Raw genomic sequence first — 16,916 nt, 5'->3', positions numbered from 1 at the left:
TGATTGAAACCAGCACAATCAAGAGGTTTGGCGTTACACTGAACGAGACATAGTAAGTAAAGAGGGTCTATGACGTTTTCTCCTGCCATTCTGCGTAAAATCTGGTACTCCCCTTCTATTAACTTAGGGCTTCGAGCCACCAGCGCCATTGTGCTATTTCTTGGTTTAGGGGTCTTGTCGAATCAAGTTGCTGTTGCCATGACCGCACTCATGACAATGCCAGCCGCCTTAATTAGTGGGCTTGACGCTGCTGGCCCTAGGCGTTGGACGCGCTTTGCTATTACCGCCACCACTTGGGGAGCCACTCAAGCCATAAGCTACCTACTACTTATTAGTGGACTGCCTTTATGGGTAACCTTTGGGGTACTTGGTGCCGTACTTGCTAGCGCGGCAGTCAATGGGCCATTTTGGGGGCGTTTAGGCATGTCCAGCCTCTTAATTGCAGTCGTTACCCTATCACTTCATAATTCCAACACAGCGCTAAGCTTGTACCCAATGCTGGTACTTGGCCCTCTTACTTTTGCTCTATTTAGCTGGCTTTGGTTTGCCCTGTGGAAACATTATGCGCTTCGCGTGTGTTTATCTGCGATTTACGAGACGTTGGCAGACTACATCCAATATCGCCAAGCTTTCTTATTAGGAGGCGAAAACGAAGCATCCAAAAGACGCATCAAATACCAGCTTATCGAGTTGTTCCAACAGGCACTTCAATCCGAGTCCTTTCGCTCGAAACACGAAGACGCTGACTCGCTCCGACAAGCCTTATTTCTCGCGCTCGATACATTTGAAGTGATACTCAGCAGCCATACAAGTAACCCTGATTTATTGAGCCAGTTTCAATCAAGTAAGCAAAAGCGAGACTTGTTATTGGTTTGGAGCCAACATTGTCAGCAAAGGCTAAGACACAAAGCCAAACAGCTTTTTCACAACACGAATGAAGAAATGGAGCACTTAAGCTCATTAGAACAAGAAGCCAATGACTTGATTGAAGCGGTAAAGCTTGAAGACCAACCCCGCTTTCGTTATTGGGCATACGCAGTGAAGCACATTTCTCGTCGTATTGAGCTTAATGAACCCGCCTATGAACGCTCTTTTGAAGTGCAGCCGTTCGAATTGTCGTTTCGTCTGCCAAACAGAGGCAACCCGATTTGGCGTCATGTTACCCGTGTTGGTTTGATGTTCGCGCTTGGCGCTGGAATTGCCGAATACTTTGAGTTGATTCGCCCTGACTGGGTGTTGATTTCGATGTTAATGGTGATTCAGCCAAGCTTCTTGGCGACACGCAGTAAAACTTGGCAACGCTGTTTAGGCACGGCACTTGGTGTTCTGTTTGCGACTTCTTTAATTCATATTGGCGTACCAACGACCGCAATGTATACGTTCATTGTCATCCTCTTGCCGATCGCGATGCTTAATATCATGCGCAATTACTCATTAGCCATTGGTTGTATTACCGCGCTATTGATTTTGATTTATCAAACCATGGCGCACCAAGGGCTCGATTTCGCCGCGCCACGTTTGATCGACAACATCGTTGGTGGTGCGATTGTGTTACTCGGTTATGGTTTGTTGTGGCCGCAATGGCGAGGCAAAGAGATCCATAATCAAGCATTAACAGCATTGAACAGTTCGAAAAGCTTGTTTGTGTATTGCTATGAACAACTGCAAGTCGACCCTGAACAACGCGACCACATGGCCTTAACCAAGCAACGTGCTGCCATGCTCACGGCAGAAAGCGACCTAGAACTCATCTATAACGAAATGCAACAAGAGCCAAGACACACTCGCGCCGATCCCCATTATTACGAGGACATGCTGAGTCACTATCGATTGTTGAGCCATTATCTCTGTCTGCTGATTCCGCTTATCAGAACAGGCACGCAATACCAAGGAACTCAAAAAGTCGAACGCTTAATTCATGATGCGATGAACGCGTTGGTCAATACCATTCGTGATAATCGCGTCCATGAGCTACCCGCGCTAACCAATAAAACCGATGCCGACCACCTCTCCTCCACAACAAGTCAACGCTCAGTAGAAGAAATCATTTGGTTGGCATTGATGACGATAAAACAAATGCACGATTTAGTTAGGCGTAATCTGGAAAGATAAACTCACTTCAGCAATTAGTTACCTCCCGTTTTCCACGTTCAACAAGAAATTGAATAAGTGAGACGAACCCAACTGCATTCCATTGGATAACTGTATTTGCACTAGATTCTTGTAGTTAAAATGCCGTATGGTACAAACAATAAAATTATAGATACCTGAGGCCTTTGCCACAGAGGCTCTCCATTTAAAGCGAAAAGACTTACTATGAATTTTGATATCAATGCACTGAAACACCACCAACTAATCGAAGATGGACAATTAGAAGGGTGTTACATTCATCAGCCTGTGCAAGGCAGTCAACCAGATGACAAAGCCGTTTTAGAAGAGCGCCAAGCGCTAGAAAGCCAAGGATTTAAGGTGGTTCAGGTTAAAGCGAAAGGCGGAACAACAACGTTTGCCGAGGCTATGCAAGAGCTTGCAAAGAAGACAGGCCACCAGCCGAAATAGTAAGTGACTTGGTAAACCAATAGGGTCACTAGGTTCTATATCGAGAAAGCACCCTACCGACTATTGAGTCAACAGGGTGCTTTTTTATTTACTGCCTTTTAATTGATTGAGCTTGCTAACTTTTCTTACTGACCTAAGTTACTGAGTAAGCTGACTAAACTTCGGCAAGCTCGTAACAAACCTCTGATGTACATCCATATAGGTTTGCATATAAATTTCATCGATACTGTCACCACAGGGGAAACTCGATGAGAAGTCTGAGTGTTTACGGTCAATCGATAACTTGGCTGCCTCGATAATATGAGCAATGAACATGCGAGGATCTTCCAACCCAATCGAGATGCGCATTGTTGTTGGCTTGATACCCGCTTCATTTAGAGCCTCGTCACTGAGTTCTGAATGCGTGGTTAGTGCCGGACACAAGGCGACCGTATTGGTTTGCCCTAGGCTCACTTGCATGCCAATTGCGGGCTCAAGCATATCGAAGAACTGTTTAAACCCATCACGATTGATTGGTGCACGATTGCCATTACCTTCCATATCTATTGTGAAAAGCGCCGCTGGTAAACCCAAGTACATGTTGTTCTGGCAGTGTTCATAGTTGTCACTGTCTGGCAAAGCAGGACACGACACATTGATATCTGGGTGAGCATCAAAGATCTTCGCCAGAGTCAGAGTATTAATGGTTTTTTGCACTACACGCATCTCATAGGTTTTCATACCATTGAGCACTTCGAACGCTTTGTCTGCATCTAAGAACGCGCCTTTAATGTAATACACATTCCAAAACAAGGTTTCGTTCCATGGAATGGTTGCCTCATCGCCATTGGGTTTGGTGAAAGCTACCTCCTCCCCTTTAGGGACAAACATGGTCTCATTGCGTCCAATGACTACGCCAGCCGTTGTGGTGCCTGAACCTGCAAGCTCTTTGGTGTAAGAGTGAATCACATAATCTGGTCTTTCCATCACATCATCACGTTTGAGTACAGGATGTAATAAAGGCGTCCCCACGGTCGAGTCAACTATCACATCCCAACCACGAACGTGACCAGCTTTGCTGATACTAGCAACATCTAACACGTATCCATGCGGGTTACACGGTGACTCTAGGTAAACGTAGATTTTCTTACCCGCAGCGAGGCGATCGGCATACTTATCGGCAACCTCATCTAGGCGAGTAGCAAACTCATCACCTGAGTAACCATCCACCCACTCCACCGCGACATTTAGGTTAGACGGTTTCCCAAACCAATCTTCCAACAACTGGTAAGAACCGCCATAGATATTACGTGAAGCCAAGACTATGTCTTCATGTCCAAGTAAATGGCTCAACAATCCATCAATGGCCGCCATACCCGAATTAAAGTTCCATGCGAGGTATTCGTTGGCTCTAGAACCTGCCTCAATATCAACCATATGATTAGCCAGTGAAATCGATGTTGGGTTAAGCAGTCGAGAGTAAATATCGTGCAGCGGCTCTTTGCCGTTGAACGCATCTTCAATCCATTCTGTACAGGCAAATAAATACGTGGCGGTGCGCGTAATAACCGGGCTTGCCGAGAAGATAGCCGCCACATTATCGAAGATAGGATACGCGCCTTTAGACGCAAAATTACCATTATTGGTGGCAATAGATTGGTAAGTGGCACGCATCGGGTTTTGTAGGTTATCGAGGATCTTAGCGATCTGGAAAGACAAAAAACGTTTGGCGTTAAACCAAGCGATTCGGTCACTCTTATCAAGCTCTGAAAGTCCATCAACCGTTATTGCCCAAAGATCGTGTGTCTTGGTATTGGCTTTGTACAGGGTCGTCGCCAGTTCAATCAGCGTGACGCCGTAATCACTGTCTGGGTCGATACCAAAGTGCTTTGCCTGTTCAATGGCAAGCGCTTCTGCTTGTTCGTGTTTGGTTGTTTTACGCAGCGGGCTAAGTTGAGTTGAAGTATTCATAGTTCCTAGGTCATTCCATGCTTGTTATACCTCCTTTAATTTTAGTTTTGTGCTGATGTTAAAAATTGCTATTTGCGAAGTAAGACATACACTTTGAGCAATAATATTGCCAAACTAAACTCGATATTGATGGATTATGCTAATGGACGAGATCGATAAGAAAATACTGGCTGAATTGCAAAGCAACGCACGGCTCACTAACCAAGAGTTGGCCGATCGAGTGGCTCTATCCCCCTCACCTTGTTTACGCCGAGTTCGAGCACTGGAGAAACAAGGGATTATACGAGGCTATCACGCCAGCGTAGATCAAGAAGCGTGTGGCTTACCTGTGAATGTGTTTGTGTTGGTAAAACTTGAAAAGCCGACTGAAGAGAACATGCGAGACTTTGAGCAGCACATTGAAGTGATTGATGAAGTGTTAGAGTGCTTTCTGATGACAGGCAATCACGACTACCTATTGCACGTGGTGAGCGAGTCACTCAAAAGCTATGAGCAGTTCATCCGCAAGCAACTAACCCGCCTACCCAATATTGCTTCTATTGAATCCAGCTTCGCCTTCGGTCAGGTAAAAACCAAGACTAAGTTGCCAGTGAGGTAATTAGAAACAACTTAGTTTGACTGTAAAGAAGGCATTGGATAGTCATCTCCAATCATACATATGAGTGCTCCACCAAAGGCTTTATCGTAACGTACTTTTCCGGTCGTATTGGAACTGTCTATATCCGTATTGCCATCCACAATCTGATTAATTCCTTGTGCAACTTTTGTTGGTACCAACCAGATACAAGCCACAAGAGAACAGGTTGCTGACGACGATTCACAGCCCGTCTCTGAGCTTCCTCGAGCCCATTGACTACCCTTTTCCTTAAGCAGTAATTGCGTTGCTATGTAATTTGGATGACCAATGTACTGATCACCACCTATCCATGTATCGTCAAAAGATAGGTACGGTCCTTTCCATGTTGATAAGCCCGGATTTTCAATTAAGTGATTGATGTTTAAGTAGCCGTATTTGATGTTGGTATCAGAGGTGATAGGAGGCAAAGAACCATTATCATGAGAATATTGCTCCGCTGCATCCAAAACAGTGTTCAGTTGCCCGATCAAAAAATTTGCCTCATCGACACGGGACATACGGTTACCGAACTGGTTGTAGATAAAAAAAGCGGCAATGAGTAGGAGCAAACTGAACGATGCAAGTTTCCATTTTGTTACCTGACGCAAAAGTTTCAACATGTAATCTTTATCTCTCATCAAACTGGTTCTAATAACGCTAAAGCTTCTCTTATGGGGAAAGATTCTACCAGAGTAAAATCAAGCGTTTTATATTGAAATATACTGCCTTATTGACCGTAAATATGCCTAGCTCTTAAAGGCCATTTATAGCTAGAGCCTCCCTAAAAACGAATAGTCATAACTACCCTACTTCGCTGATTTACTTGCTGCCATCTACAAAACATTAATGGACAGCTGAACAACATTGCAGATATGGAACTAGTTATTTATTTCAACCTAGGAAAGGGCGAAAAATTGCACATACGTTGAAATAAGATTGCTACTTGATAGAAATCTAAATCTAAATCTAATGAGAAATCCCTAAGGAAAAATGCTGAAATTTAATTGACATCATCATATTAAATAGCGCAAAATGGTCACGGCTTTTCATGAACGCCAGCCCACCCCAAGGCAAATCTCTATAGAGAATCACTTGTTTGTATTTTAAAATTGTTTTCGTGCCTATTGGGTACAGTGAGGGGTGCGCTGTTTGCTCGATGGCTATAGGAAAGCATCATGTTAAATAACAAACAAAACATAGTATCCCACGTAAAAAAACAAGCAAAACTCCTCAGTAAATCAGAACCTGATAAATGTTATAACGACTGTTTGAACATCATTGCTAAACAGTTAGGCTATCAGGACTACCATAATATTTTACAGCAAAATAAACTTTCAGTTGAACAAGCGCATCCACTTGAATCCTATTCTTTATATATTAAAACTATATTGTTGAGGTGTGTAGACGAGAACCAACATTATCACGATCTTTCTTACAAAGAACCAGAGTTCCCTGAGAGCTTATATATTACGCAAATAGAGAGGAATAGCCTCCCTGGAGTTCACAAGTTCAGTAAAGAAGAAATTGCTGAAGAACTTTTTTCTTTGTTATTTTTTCAGATCAATAATAATTCGGATTTACACAAAATTGAATGGCTTACACGGTGGGCGGTTTATAAAGATGGAATAAAAGACATCGGACATGATTTACTAAAATCCGACAAGACTAATGATTATGAACTGGGCTATTTGCTAATTTCTCTAGGGCATTACTATCGTTCTTTAATGGATAATTGTTCATACGAAATTGGAGAACATATCGATTTCAAGTCCTATTTCGGTCAGTGGTTGCACTCTGTATATTCTAATGATGAAAGTAACCCAACCATTAAATCATTACGGCTTAATTTTTCTGTCGCTTCTCCTGAATTAATCAATAGCGCCACAAGTTGGGCACCTAAATGGTGGCTAAAACAAGCTGGCCGCATCTAATTACACACTCAAAAGTGTAACCAAAAATGCCACCGTTCTAAACGGTGGCATTTTAATTTTTGGAATATAAGAAGTGATACGAAAACAAAGAGTACCTCCCTCTGCTAAATTCAGACTTAGAGCCATCTCCTTAAATGAAATTAAGCTAAATAAATTATTTCAGATTTGGAGTTGTCTGCAACTCAGTAAGCAACGCCAGATTTGAGTGACGTTTTCATCGATGATTCATTCCAACCCTCGTTTCTAGTTAGAGAACAAAGCTTAAGTTACTTAAATCGAGGTTGAAAACAGTTTCATCAGAGCGGATTATGTGAGTACGAAATTCAATTAAATCTGGATTCTTGGCATGAAGAAAGAAGTAATACTGTTTGATATAAACGAAACGGTTTTAAATTTGGAGTCATTACAGCCTAAATTTAAAGCGGCATTTGGCAGTGAGGATGCACTATCACTTTGGTTCTCGAAGCTTTTGCACTCTTCAACGGTTTGCATCGCAACAAACGTAAAGTCTACTTTTTCTGACCTAGCGAATGCAGCGCTCGACGCTATTGCACAACGGTACAAGTGTGATTTAACAGCGGAGAGTAAAGGTGCATTGTTAACTTCCTTTGCCAATCTACCACCGCACACTGATATCAAAAAATCTTTGCTTAAATTGCGTAACAACGGCTTTAAAACCGTCGCTTTTTCCAACTCACCCCTCGACCTTATCACTTCTCAAATCAAGAACTCGGGCTTAGAAGATTATTTCGACACCGTCATTTCCGTTGAAGAAACAGACAGTTTCAAACCTAATTCAGACGTGTATAAATTTGCAGCACAAACGTTAAAAGAGCCTGTCGATAACCTTCGTCTTGTCGCTACTCACGATTGGGACACACATGGTGCATTATCTGCTGGCTTACAGGCAGCCTATATAGACCGCACAGGCGTTGAGTATCATTCCTTGTATTTGAAGCCGGAGATTATCTCAAGGACGATGGACGGTGTGGTGGAACAAATCATTAAGCACAACTTAGAAAAGTAACACCTCAAGAGTCTTTTCTACTCCTCACTCGATACAAACAAAAAGGCCTCGCACACGCGAGGCCTTCGTTTTATCTACAAAGCAGTTTATCGATAACTAATTAATTAACCCATTAGCTAATTAATCAATTAACCGCTCTAAATCCACTGAATTATGTTCAGTCCATTCGAGTAATGAAGGTTTGTTCGTCATCGACAAAAGCCACATAGTCGCCGTGATAAATAAACACTCGACCTCGCCCTTCCACTATGCACGCAAGCTGTGGGTTCAAATCTTCTTCAAGATTTTCACTTTGATACGTGCCGGTATCGGTGATCACACCGCGGAGTTTAGGTAAAAATCCACAGCTACGCTTGGCTTGATCTATCAGGCTCAATTCACTGGCGGTCGAGAAGTAAGATGGGATTGGGCCTGCATCTTCGATAAACATAGTTTTCAGTTCTTCAAAAGCTGTAATCACCAGCCAGTCGATGCCGTTAACGTGATGGATAAACATTGTTTATAAATACCTAGATTCGCGATAATTCTGATGCGGGGATTCTATCACTATCAGAGGCGATTTGCGGCAGAACCCTATTTTCTTTTATCTTCCTGTTTTTAAGAGGATGCATAGCTGATCTTCATCGCGAGTTGGACGTATAGGCTTCTTAAACAAAAAGGAAATACTATGGCCAACGTCTACGTCAGCATCGGAAGCAACATTAACCGCGAACACCACGTCACAGAATCTCTCAAAGCATTGAATGACCGCTTTGCACCGCTGCACATTTCTAATTTCTACGATTGCGAGCCTGTCGGTTTCGAGGGGGACAACTTCCTAAATCTTGTCGTTGGATTCGAATGTAACCTCCCTGTCGCCGAACTGGTTCAGGTTCTACATCAAATCGAAGCAGAGAATGATCGCAAGCGTCAGACCAAAGCCTATGCTTCACGCACGATGGATATCGACATCCTTCTTTATGGTAATCAAGTCGGCGTTATTGATGGTGTAGAGCTGCCTAGAGGCGAAATCACCGAGTACGCATTTGTACTCAGACCGTTAGTCGATGTTGCCGCGCAAGAACACCACCCCACTCTAGACATCTCATATCAACAGCTCTGGGAAAGCTTCGATCAATTGAGCCAGAAAACCGAACCCATCCCTTTCGAGCTCAGTTTCACTCAGCCTTCCATGACTGAAAAAAGAACGGCTGCAAAATGAACGACTGAACTCTTAATCACCTGAACTTTACTGATCTTTTCTTAAAACAAGCACGTAACTGACTTCACTTTCTAAGGATTGGACACTGTTATGAATCACAACGCCATTATCACCATTACAAACCTCAGACTAAGAACCTTCATCGGCTTCAACGAGGAAGAAAAGTCTAAGCAGCAAGACATCGTTATCAACGCAGAAATCCACTACCCCGCTAACAACCTTTGCCTCTCTGATGATGTGGAGAACGCACTTAACTACAAAAACATCTGCAAGAAGATCATTCAACACGTCGAATCCGGAAGGTTCCTGCTTTTGGAAAAATTGACCAGCGACGTACTCGGCATCTGTATCGATCATCCATGGGTGAAATACGCTCAAGTGAGAATCGACAAGCCTCATGCGTTACGTTTTGCTGACTCTGTTTCGCTCACTCTGAGCTATGAAGCAGACAACGACAACAATTCATAAGGAGTGCGTCATGCTGAATACAGAAGCCGAAAAAGTAAGAGAAGCTTTGCTCGCAAGAGGACTTGAAACTCCAATGACACCGAGCGAAATGAATCCCAACCAGAAGTACAACCGCATCAAAGGACTTTTAACGGAAGTGGTCAGTACGCTTGGGCTGGATTTAACCGATGACAGCCTTGCTGAAACACCTCATCGCATCGCAAAGATGTACGTCCATGAGATATTTTCAGGGCTCGATTACGATAACTTCCCGAAAATCAGTGTTATAGAAAATAAAATGTCGGTTGATGAAATGGTTAAGGTATCGGATATCGACTTAACATCTACGTGCGAACATCACTTCATTACCATCGATGGTTTAGCGGAAGTCGCCTACATCCCTGAAAACAAGATTCTTGGGCTGTCTAAAATCAACCGTATCGTTCGATTCTTTGCTCAGCGTCCTCAGGTACAAGAACGCCTTACTCAGCAAATCCTAGTTGCGATACAGACTCTAGTGGAAACAGAAAACGTGGCCGTGACGATTAAAGCGACGCACTATTGCGTTAAATCCAGAGGCGTGATGGATGCTAATTCTGAAACCTCAACGACCGCGCTCGGTGGTATTTTCAAAACTAACCCTCAAACCAGAGCTGAGTTTTTACGATGAGTGAAACGATACTGATAACCGGCGTGGGAAAGCGACTCGGCTTCGCACTGGCGCAGCAACTTTTAGCGGATGGATACAAAGTGGTTGGCACCTACCGCAGCGACTATCCTCAACTGCAACTGTTGCGCGACAGTGGAGCCGACTTGCAACAGGTCAACTTTTATCAACAAAGCAGCCTAGAAGCATTTCTTCATTATGTTGGTCAAGAATATAAGACACTTCGAGCCATCATACATAACGCTTCAGACTGGAAGCCTGAGAACAAGACAAACCCCAGTGACAATGCATCACAAATCATGCACCAGATGATGACGATTCACGCTACCGTGCCTTACCTGTTCAATTTAACACTCAAAGACCAACTGATGTCTGGCGATGAAACTTCAGACATCATCCACATCAGTGATTACGTTGCAGAAAAAGGCAGTAAAAAACACATTGCTTACGCGGCCAGTAAAGCTGCGCTCAACAACCTAACGCTGTCGTTTTCAGCAATGTTGGCACCCAAGGTAAAAGTAAATACCCTCTCTCCAGCCATGATTAAGTTTAATGAATATGACGATGAGGCATACAAAACCAAAGCTCTGAAGAAAGCTCTGATTCCGACAGAAGCGGGCTTTGAGGAAATAATAGATGGCATCAAGTTCGTGTTGGCCAGTCACTACATGACAGGAAGAACCTTGCACCTTGATGGCGGCAGACATTTGAAGTGATGATCTTACATTGTCTGCTACCTAAAACGGCTGCTACATAGCGAATGCTGTTAACTCGGAACCGCTATAAGCTAGAAACCGCTATAACCTAGAAACTGCTATAAGAAAGAGGAAGGCGATTTTCTTCATCCCAGCCAGATAACTCAATATTGATTAGTGATTTACGCTTCTCATTACACAGTGAAGCGATATTGATAATAGGAAGCTGGCTACGAAACTGCGCGGTGAGGATGACCTTTTTATTTTCACTCAGGCTGTCTCGGCATTGCGCCAAAACCGCTTCAGTATCTAGCTGATGTGCGTTCTCGATAATCTGAATATCGGCGTTCTCTTGATAGCACCCTATCAGCCAAGATACGGCAGCTGCTTCTGAGCTAGTGAGTACGATGACATCTTTTGTTGCCATAAGCTCGTGGAGTTCAAGATCTTTTAGTTCAGTTTCCATAAATACTCTCATTCAGCAGCAAATACATTAAAGTCGATTGCCCAATTTAGCCTGTGCCAAATGGTAGCCTCTGTCTATCATCTCTTGTGAGCGATCAAACTCTAAGGTGCCACAGGCATTTCGTGGGATCTCAAGCGTGATATCGGCAGGATAAGCGGCCAGTTTTTGGCGAGCAATGGTCGATTGCATCGCATCAAACGCTTGGTTGGCAATGTCGTAGGCAGCAAAATTGAAGCTCATTTTGCTTTTTACGCTGCTACCGAGATTATCGATAAAATGAACAACCTTCTCATGCAGATTACTCTCTTTTGTTGGCAGCGAAACCGGTGTCACTTCCTGCTGAACAATTTCAGGTTCGCCGCCTAAGTTCACAGCCAGAGTAAAGTCTGTATTATCACCAAAAGTAGGCGCAATCGGTACAGGATTGAGTACCCCGCCATCAATCAGCGCTTCGCCATTAATCACATGAGGCGTGAAGAACAATGGCAAAGAGATAGAAGCGCGAATGGCATCAAACAGAGAGCCTGATTGTAGCCAAACCTCTTTTTCATCAGCGACATTAGCGGCAACTGCGGTATAAGGGATAGGCAGATCTTCAATTGAAATCTCGCCGATCAATCCACGCAGTGTATCGATGATCTTGTCCCCTTTGAAGATACCACTCGATTGCCATGAAAAATCCAACATCATCGCCATATCCGATTGGTCGATACTGGTGACCCACTCTTCAAATTCATCCAACTTACCCGCCGCATAGACACCACCGATAAGTGCGCCAATTGAACAACCAGAGATGGATTTTATCTGATAGCCATGCTCAATTAACCAACGGATTATTCCAACGTGAACCAAGCCTCTTGCGCCACCACTGCCAAGTACCAACGAGATCGTTTTTTCCATCGTACTCATCCTTTAATTCATTAGCTCTTCAAAGCTTTGGGCAAAAATTATATCACTTCGTGTCAGTGTAAGCTGTGTAATGCTTTGAAAACTGCACCACCTGCGTGCCTAAATGTGTCACGGATTGAGATCGGGCAGCTTAAGTTGATTGCCGAAACTCATAGACTTTAGACTACCGCACTAAGCTAAAAGTGAGTCATTCCAGCAAGCCTAAGCGCGACTAGGAATCTGGTTTCCGCGAGCGCTTGATACAAAAAAGGTCACCCACTTGAAAGCGAGCGACCTCTTGTTATTCATTGTGTTTTTTAACTCATCCTGTAAGTGAGAACAAAGAGTTACAACACGCGTAAGCACTCTTCTGGCGACAAGCTCAAGAGCGTATTGGCGAAGTTGATCTTCTCATCGCGCCATCTCAATGCTGCCTCTCGACCTTCTTGTGAGTGTCGGTCGGCCTCAAAATAGCTTTTTCTTGGAAGCCCGTCTGCTGGCGTCATCACCATAGACTGTTCATTCAAGCGAAGCGTAAATAAGAACTGACCACGTTGTCCGGTTTGCGCTGCTGGATGGTGCAATGTGGTATCACAGCAATAGCGCCTATCACGCAGTGCGCGACATGTGTACTCAAAAACATCTTGAGCACCACGTCCAGGGAACGCGGTATAAACACTGATGCCATCACGTTGCAAAGACTGGTCACCCGCCGCGAGTTGCACCGCATGTTGGATCATCCTAAAGCCCAGAACCACGCCACCAATGCTATTCAATCCACTGTATTGAATAGCGCCTTCTAAGCTCAGATGAAGTTTGTCTTCCCCTTCATAGAGAAAGAGATCAGGCGATGCCCAATCGCTTTTTGGAATAAGCAGTTGAGTAATATCCGAGTGTTCCATGTTGGTCTCCGCAACAATGAGTGTGTTTGAGCCCATAAAATATCGTAATGAGAATTATTATCAATAGTTTTTAACCAAAAACGTTACCCCAGAAAGCACTCGTCGATGGACGTTATCTGATGCTTTAACGCCAAGCATTTCTTGTTAGATAATCGTTTATTACCCATAAATTCATCGCCTACAAACAAGCCAGCTCATACTGTTTACCGTCTTGCATATTAGCCTTCGAACTCTACGACTAATGTCTAACTGCCTGAGACTATTTGTTTTTTTGGGTTTGGTATAAGGTACTAACAACTAAATGTTAATGAGTTTTTAATAATAAGTTGACGCATTGTTTGCGCTTCTGCGTGAGTCAATAACGTTTGTTGGAATAACACACCTCAGAGTGTGAACGAAGGGAATCAAAATGAGCAGTACTTTAGAGTCCGTACATATACACGCAGATAAGCCTCAAGCCAATGAGGATAAACTCACTTATGAACAACAACACAAACCAAGATCAGAATTTGATTCCCGCGAAGAATATTTAGAGCATGAATTACAAATCATGTCGCCGAAACGCTGGCGTCCCAATTTGCCGTTTAAAGATTATCGATTCGAGATAGAAGACACCATCCCAGCGATGGCCGCTACGATTGGTAAAGTGGTGATGGTGGGCGCGATTGCTGCTACCTTTGCGGGAGCTCTCGGATTAAATGAAGACTTCATTCTAGAAAACGTTCGTTATGAACTCCTCATCGCCTCTGTTTTCATTATTATTTTCTCTGGTTTTTTATTGCCGACCGCGAACCTCGCAGGTACACATGGTCCACTTATCCCTTTAATTCCAATTGTGGTTGCAGCAGGCGGACACCCTATGGCGTTTGGCTTGTTGATTGGCGCTTTTGGTCTCATCTTAGCCATCAGTAAAGGTGGCAGCATGTTGGCCAACCTCACCAGTAAAGGCGTGTGTGGCGGCTTGTTGCTCTACCTTGGCTTTGTTGGAACCGCCTCTCAAGTTAAGAAACTGTTCGCTTGGGCTGAAGGAATCGGCATGAGCCACATCGCGTTTGTCGTGATCTTTTGCACCATTATCTTGTACGCGCTATTGGAACACTTCCGTAAACGTTGGTTAGCTGTGCCTCTTAGTTGTTTACTGGGTGGTACGATTGCATTTGCCATGGGTGCCCCATTTGCTTTCCACACTGAGCCAGGCTTACCTAACATGAACCCTATGTATTGGTGGGGAGAAGATACAGGTTGGATGCTAGGCCTACCGACGATTGAACACTTCATGGTGGTATTGCCGTTTGCGATTCTAGCCGTGGCGATGTGGTCACCAGATTTCTTAGGACACCAAGTATTCCAAAAGATCAGCTATCCAGAACGTACCGAAAAAGTACACATGAACATCGACGACACCATGACCACGGCTTCAATTCGTCAAACGTTCGGTTCTCTGCTCGGTGGTACTAACTTTACGTCCTCATGGGGAACTTACATCGTACCGGCGGCGATAGCTAAGCGCCCTATTCCTGCTGGCGCTTTGCTCACAGCTCTGTTCTGTATCATCGCCGCAGTTTGGGGCTACCCGATGGATTTAGCTATCTGGCAGCCTGTACTTTGTGTCGCGCTGATTGTTGGAGTATTTGTTCCGTTGCTAGAAGCTGGAATGGAAATGACGCGTGAAGGGAAAACCACACAATCGGCAGCGATTGTTGTATTTTCATCAGCGCTCGTTAACCCTGCATTTGGTTGGGCTCTCACCATGCTGTTGGATAACTTAGGCTTAGTCGGTTGTAAAGAACGCAGCAGTGAACTGAGTAAAATGAGCCGTTGGGTGTTGCCTGGAACTATGTTTATTGTGCTAAGTGGTGTGATGGCGTTGGTTGGCCTTCTACCGGGGATTCCCGCGATTATCCCAAGCTTTCGTTAAACTCGATTAATATTGAGTTTTGGTCGAAATACGAAAAGGCCTCGCAATCGCGAGGCCTTAGTTTTATCAATCAAACCAGTGAGATAAATGATTGTTGCTATTGTTTCTGTAGCCTATCGAATCCATTAATCAGCTGATGAAGCTGAGTGCCCATAGTCAACGAAACCAACAGACTAATCAGAGCAATCACTGCTCCAGAAACAAACACCCATTGATAACCAGACATCCAGATGATTCCCAACAAAAATGGTAGAAACACCGCTGCAATATGGTTGATGGTGAATGACAAACTCGCCGTTGAAGCCACTTCATCTTCCCGAATTGTCTTTTTAAAGTAGGTGTTCAAAGCTATCGCAAAACTAAAAATAATGCTGTCGATAACATACAACCCCGCTGCCGCATAATGATCATCCACAAATGCGTAAGATAGGAACACCAACACTAACGCGGCATACTCAATGATCAAAGCCAGCCTCTCTCCGACTCGGTCGATAAATCTCCCAACATAAGGTAGAGCAAGAGTTGCTGCTAAGCTGGATACCATAAATAAAGCGGCCATCATCGCAATCGTATAATGGAACTTGGTCACCATCAGTAAGCCAGCAAATGCCACAAAGATCTGTCTTCTTGCTCCACTCAAAAAGGTAAGAATGTAATAGGTCGTGTATTCACGTCGGACAATGAGTTTAGTGTGTTGTTTAACCTCTGTATGAGTATTTTTAAACGTGACCAAGTACACCGCTAGCCAGAAACATATTGTTCCACAAGTAAAGAAAATGGCCTTATCTGAAACGTCAAAAAGATAGCTCGCGACCATAATGCATAGAAAAGTCACCATCGAGAAAAACGAGGCAGCAGAGCGAATTTTCCCCATTGATTCACTGAAGTTCTCAGTCGCTAACAACTGTGTTGAGAGTGATTTGTTCACCGCTTCTAAATAATGGAAACCAATAGACATGATCGTCGTGCTGAAATAGAAGCCATAGATCGAAGGTAAATACCCCGTCACTGCTACACCGAGCCCTAATATTGCAACCGACAGTACAGCGACTCTTTGTTCTGAAGCGATGAACAACAGAAACAAAACAGTAAATGAGAGCAAGCCTGGGATTTCCCTAACACTCTGCAATACACCCACATCAGCCCCGGTCATACCAACAGTGTCGACAGCGAAGTTATTCATAACGACTCGCCATCCCGTATTCGCTATCACTGACGCGATAGCGATGATAACCAACATCGCGAATGAGCTCCGCGATGTTAAAAGCCTAAGCCAGAGAGTCATTTAAGCCGCCGATTCTAAAAGAAAGTCTTGAATATGATCGCGCATGAATAAAGCCATCGAAGAGAGACCGTGCGAGTATTGGAGGTTGATTAGAGATGTCTTGCTTCTAAGTTTTAGCGATAAAGTAATTCTTAGTTTTCCGTTCATATTCAAATCCTCAAAAATAATACTATGTTCAGGGCTTGGTCACGATATGCAACTCAGACAAAGAACACATACATAATACCTTTGTTGATTACTTGTTATGCGATCATTTTTAAAATGTTAACTTCTGAAATTGACAACCATTCAGAGTAGTTTTGTTTATATGGCAAATTTATTGGAGACTATTATTTTTAGCTGACGAGGGTGTAAAAATGAGGTC

Annotated in this window: 17 protein-coding genes; 10 read left to right on the top strand and 7 right to left on the bottom strand. The window is 43.7% G+C overall.

Annotated features, from left to right (window positions below; genetic code table 11):
* Positions 1–69: 69 nt before the first annotated feature.
* Both AC3CKG_RS06605 and AC3CKG_RS06600 read left to right on the top strand, forming a co-directional pair.
* On the top strand, positions 70–2,112 hold the full coding sequence (locus AC3CKG_RS06605; protein ID WP_488529041.1) for an FUSC family protein: 2,043 nt from the start codon (positions 70–72) through the stop codon (positions 2,110–2,112).
* Positions 2,113–2,316: 204 nt separating this feature from the next.
* Positions 2,317–2,559, top strand: coding sequence for a hypothetical protein (locus tag AC3CKG_RS06600; protein WP_488529040.1), 243 nt, complete (start codon positions 2,317–2,319; stop codon positions 2,557–2,559).
* Between the two features lie 138 nt (positions 2,560–2,697).
* Here the strand turns inward: AC3CKG_RS06600 and AC3CKG_RS06595 are convergent, their stop codons facing one another.
* Entirely contained in the window at positions 2,698–4,509 is a 1,812-nt protein-coding gene (locus AC3CKG_RS06595) for a PLP-dependent transferase (RefSeq protein ID WP_488529039.1), read from the bottom strand.
* Positions 4,510–4,651: 142 nt separating this feature from the next.
* Here AC3CKG_RS06595 and AC3CKG_RS06590 point away from each other — a divergent pair, with 142 nt between their 5' ends.
* On the top strand, positions 4,652–5,107 hold the full coding sequence (locus AC3CKG_RS06590) for an Lrp/AsnC family transcriptional regulator (protein WP_012604166.1): 456 nt from the start codon (positions 4,652–4,654) through the stop codon (positions 5,105–5,107).
* 11 nt (positions 5,108–5,118) lie between these two features.
* Here the strand turns inward: AC3CKG_RS06590 and AC3CKG_RS06585 are convergent, their stop codons facing one another.
* On the bottom strand, positions 5,119–5,745 hold the full coding sequence (locus AC3CKG_RS06585; protein WP_488529231.1) for a type II secretion system protein: 627 nt from the start codon (positions 5,743–5,745) through the stop codon (positions 5,119–5,121).
* 555 nt (positions 5,746–6,300) lie between these two features.
* On the opposite strand from AC3CKG_RS06585, the gene AC3CKG_RS06580 reads away from it, so the two are divergent.
* Entirely contained in the window at positions 6,301–7,056 is a 756-nt protein-coding gene (locus AC3CKG_RS06580; protein WP_488529038.1) for a hypothetical protein, read from the top strand.
* 346 nt (positions 7,057–7,402) lie between these two features.
* Complete coding sequence (locus AC3CKG_RS06575) at positions 7,403–8,083, top strand: haloacid dehalogenase type II (protein ID WP_488529037.1); 681 nt, start codon at positions 7,403–7,405, stop codon at positions 8,081–8,083.
* 157 nt (positions 8,084–8,240) lie between these two features.
* On the opposite strand, the gene AC3CKG_RS06570 is transcribed toward AC3CKG_RS06575, so the two are convergent.
* Positions 8,241–8,579: a cytosolic protein gene (locus tag AC3CKG_RS06570; protein WP_102338820.1), complete on the bottom strand. Its 339-nt coding sequence runs from the start codon at positions 8,577–8,579 to the stop codon at positions 8,241–8,243.
* A 171-nt stretch (positions 8,580–8,750) separates the two neighbouring features.
* On the opposite strand from AC3CKG_RS06570, the gene folK reads away from it, so the two are divergent.
* The 4 genes from folK to folM all read left to right on the top strand — a co-directional run bounded on the left by folK (position 8,751) and on the right by folM (position 11,114).
* Complete coding sequence (folK, locus tag AC3CKG_RS06565) at positions 8,751–9,284, top strand: 2-amino-4-hydroxy-6-hydroxymethyldihydropteridine diphosphokinase (RefSeq protein WP_488529036.1); 534 nt, start codon at positions 8,751–8,753, stop codon at positions 9,282–9,284.
* Positions 9,285–9,374: 90 nt separating this feature from the next.
* On the top strand, positions 9,375–9,752 hold the full coding sequence (gene folX / locus AC3CKG_RS06560) for a dihydroneopterin triphosphate 2'-epimerase (RefSeq protein WP_017096429.1): 378 nt from the start codon (positions 9,375–9,377) through the stop codon (positions 9,750–9,752).
* A gap of 10 nt (positions 9,753–9,762) precedes the next feature.
* Positions 9,763–10,401: a GTP cyclohydrolase I FolE gene (folE, locus tag AC3CKG_RS06555; RefSeq protein WP_017099742.1), complete on the top strand. Its 639-nt coding sequence runs from the start codon at positions 9,763–9,765 to the stop codon at positions 10,399–10,401.
* A complete protein-coding gene (gene folM, locus AC3CKG_RS06550; RefSeq protein WP_488529035.1) occupies positions 10,398–11,114 on the top strand; it encodes a dihydromonapterin reductase in 717 nt (238 codons plus the stop codon). The genes folE and folM overlap by 4 nt, the downstream gene beginning before the upstream one ends.
* An 88-nt stretch (positions 11,115–11,202) precedes the next feature.
* Here the strand turns inward: folM and AC3CKG_RS06545 are convergent, their stop codons facing one another.
* The 3 genes from AC3CKG_RS06545 to AC3CKG_RS06535 all read right to left on the bottom strand — a co-directional run bounded on the left by AC3CKG_RS06545 (position 11,203) and on the right by AC3CKG_RS06535 (position 13,349).
* A complete protein-coding gene (locus tag AC3CKG_RS06545) occupies positions 11,203–11,571 on the bottom strand; it encodes a hypothetical protein (protein ID WP_139684830.1) in 369 nt (122 codons plus the stop codon).
* Between the two features lie 15 nt (positions 11,572–11,586).
* The gene (locus tag AC3CKG_RS06540; RefSeq protein WP_488529034.1) at positions 11,587–12,459 is read right to left on the bottom strand and encodes a patatin-like phospholipase family protein; all 873 of its coding nucleotides are present in this window, start codon (positions 12,457–12,459) and stop codon (positions 11,587–11,589) included.
* A gap of 335 nt (positions 12,460–12,794) precedes the next feature.
* Positions 12,795–13,349, bottom strand: coding sequence for a hypothetical protein (locus tag AC3CKG_RS06535; RefSeq protein ID WP_488529033.1), 555 nt, complete (start codon positions 13,347–13,349; stop codon positions 12,795–12,797).
* Positions 13,350–13,758: 409 nt separating this feature from the next.
* Between AC3CKG_RS06535 and AC3CKG_RS06530 the strand changes: the two genes are divergently transcribed.
* A complete protein-coding gene (locus AC3CKG_RS06530; RefSeq protein WP_488529032.1) occupies positions 13,759–15,267 on the top strand; it encodes a DUF3360 domain-containing protein in 1,509 nt (502 codons plus the stop codon).
* 97 nt (positions 15,268–15,364) lie between these two features.
* Here the strand turns inward: AC3CKG_RS06530 and AC3CKG_RS06525 are convergent, their stop codons facing one another.
* Positions 15,365–16,507 carry an MFS transporter gene (locus AC3CKG_RS06525; RefSeq protein WP_488529031.1) on the bottom strand — a complete coding sequence of 381 codons (1,143 nt, stop codon included), beginning with the start codon at positions 16,505–16,507 and terminating at the stop codon, positions 15,365–15,367.
* Positions 16,508–16,916: the final 409 nt, after the last annotated feature.

This window comes from Vibrio sp. QJM3NY_15, assembly GCF_057785995.1.
This window is presented reverse-complemented; position numbering and strand designations above follow the sequence as displayed.

Coding starts and splice junctions, on each gene's coding strand:
- AC3CKG_RS06605 (WP_488529041.1), top strand. CDS start 70: ATGACGTTTTCTCCTGCCATTCTGCGTAAAATCTGGTACTCCCCTTCT.
- AC3CKG_RS06600 (WP_488529040.1), top strand. CDS start 2,317: ATGAATTTTGATATCAATGCACTGAAACACCACCAACTAATCGAAGAT.
- AC3CKG_RS06595 (WP_488529039.1), bottom strand. CDS start 4,509: ATGAATACTTCAACTCAACTTAGCCCGCTGCGTAAAACAACCAAACAC.
- AC3CKG_RS06590 (WP_012604166.1), top strand. CDS start 4,652: ATGGACGAGATCGATAAGAAAATACTGGCTGAATTGCAAAGCAACGCA.
- AC3CKG_RS06585 (WP_488529231.1), bottom strand. CDS start 5,745: ATGTTGAAACTTTTGCGTCAGGTAACAAAATGGAAACTTGCATCGTTC.
- AC3CKG_RS06580 (WP_488529038.1), top strand. CDS start 6,301: ATGTTAAATAACAAACAAAACATAGTATCCCACGTAAAAAAACAAGCA.
- AC3CKG_RS06575 (WP_488529037.1), top strand. CDS start 7,403: ATGAAGAAAGAAGTAATACTGTTTGATATAAACGAAACGGTTTTAAAT.
- AC3CKG_RS06570 (WP_102338820.1), bottom strand. CDS start 8,579: ATGTTTATCCATCACGTTAACGGCATCGACTGGCTGGTGATTACAGCT.
- folK (WP_488529036.1), top strand. CDS start 8,751: ATGGCCAACGTCTACGTCAGCATCGGAAGCAACATTAACCGCGAACAC.
- folX (WP_017096429.1), top strand. CDS start 9,375: ATGAATCACAACGCCATTATCACCATTACAAACCTCAGACTAAGAACC.
- folE (WP_017099742.1), top strand. CDS start 9,763: ATGCTGAATACAGAAGCCGAAAAAGTAAGAGAAGCTTTGCTCGCAAGA.
- folM (WP_488529035.1), top strand. CDS start 10,398: ATGAGTGAAACGATACTGATAACCGGCGTGGGAAAGCGACTCGGCTTC.
- AC3CKG_RS06545 (WP_139684830.1), bottom strand. CDS start 11,571: ATGAGAGTATTTATGGAAACTGAACTAAAAGATCTTGAACTCCACGAG.
- AC3CKG_RS06540 (WP_488529034.1), bottom strand. CDS start 12,459: ATGGAAAAAACGATCTCGTTGGTACTTGGCAGTGGTGGCGCAAGAGGC.
- AC3CKG_RS06535 (WP_488529033.1), bottom strand. CDS start 13,349: ATGGAACACTCGGATATTACTCAACTGCTTATTCCAAAAAGCGATTGG.
- AC3CKG_RS06530 (WP_488529032.1), top strand. CDS start 13,759: ATGAGCAGTACTTTAGAGTCCGTACATATACACGCAGATAAGCCTCAA.
- AC3CKG_RS06525 (WP_488529031.1), bottom strand. CDS start 16,507: ATGTTGGTTATCATCGCTATCGCGTCAGTGATAGCGAATACGGGATGG.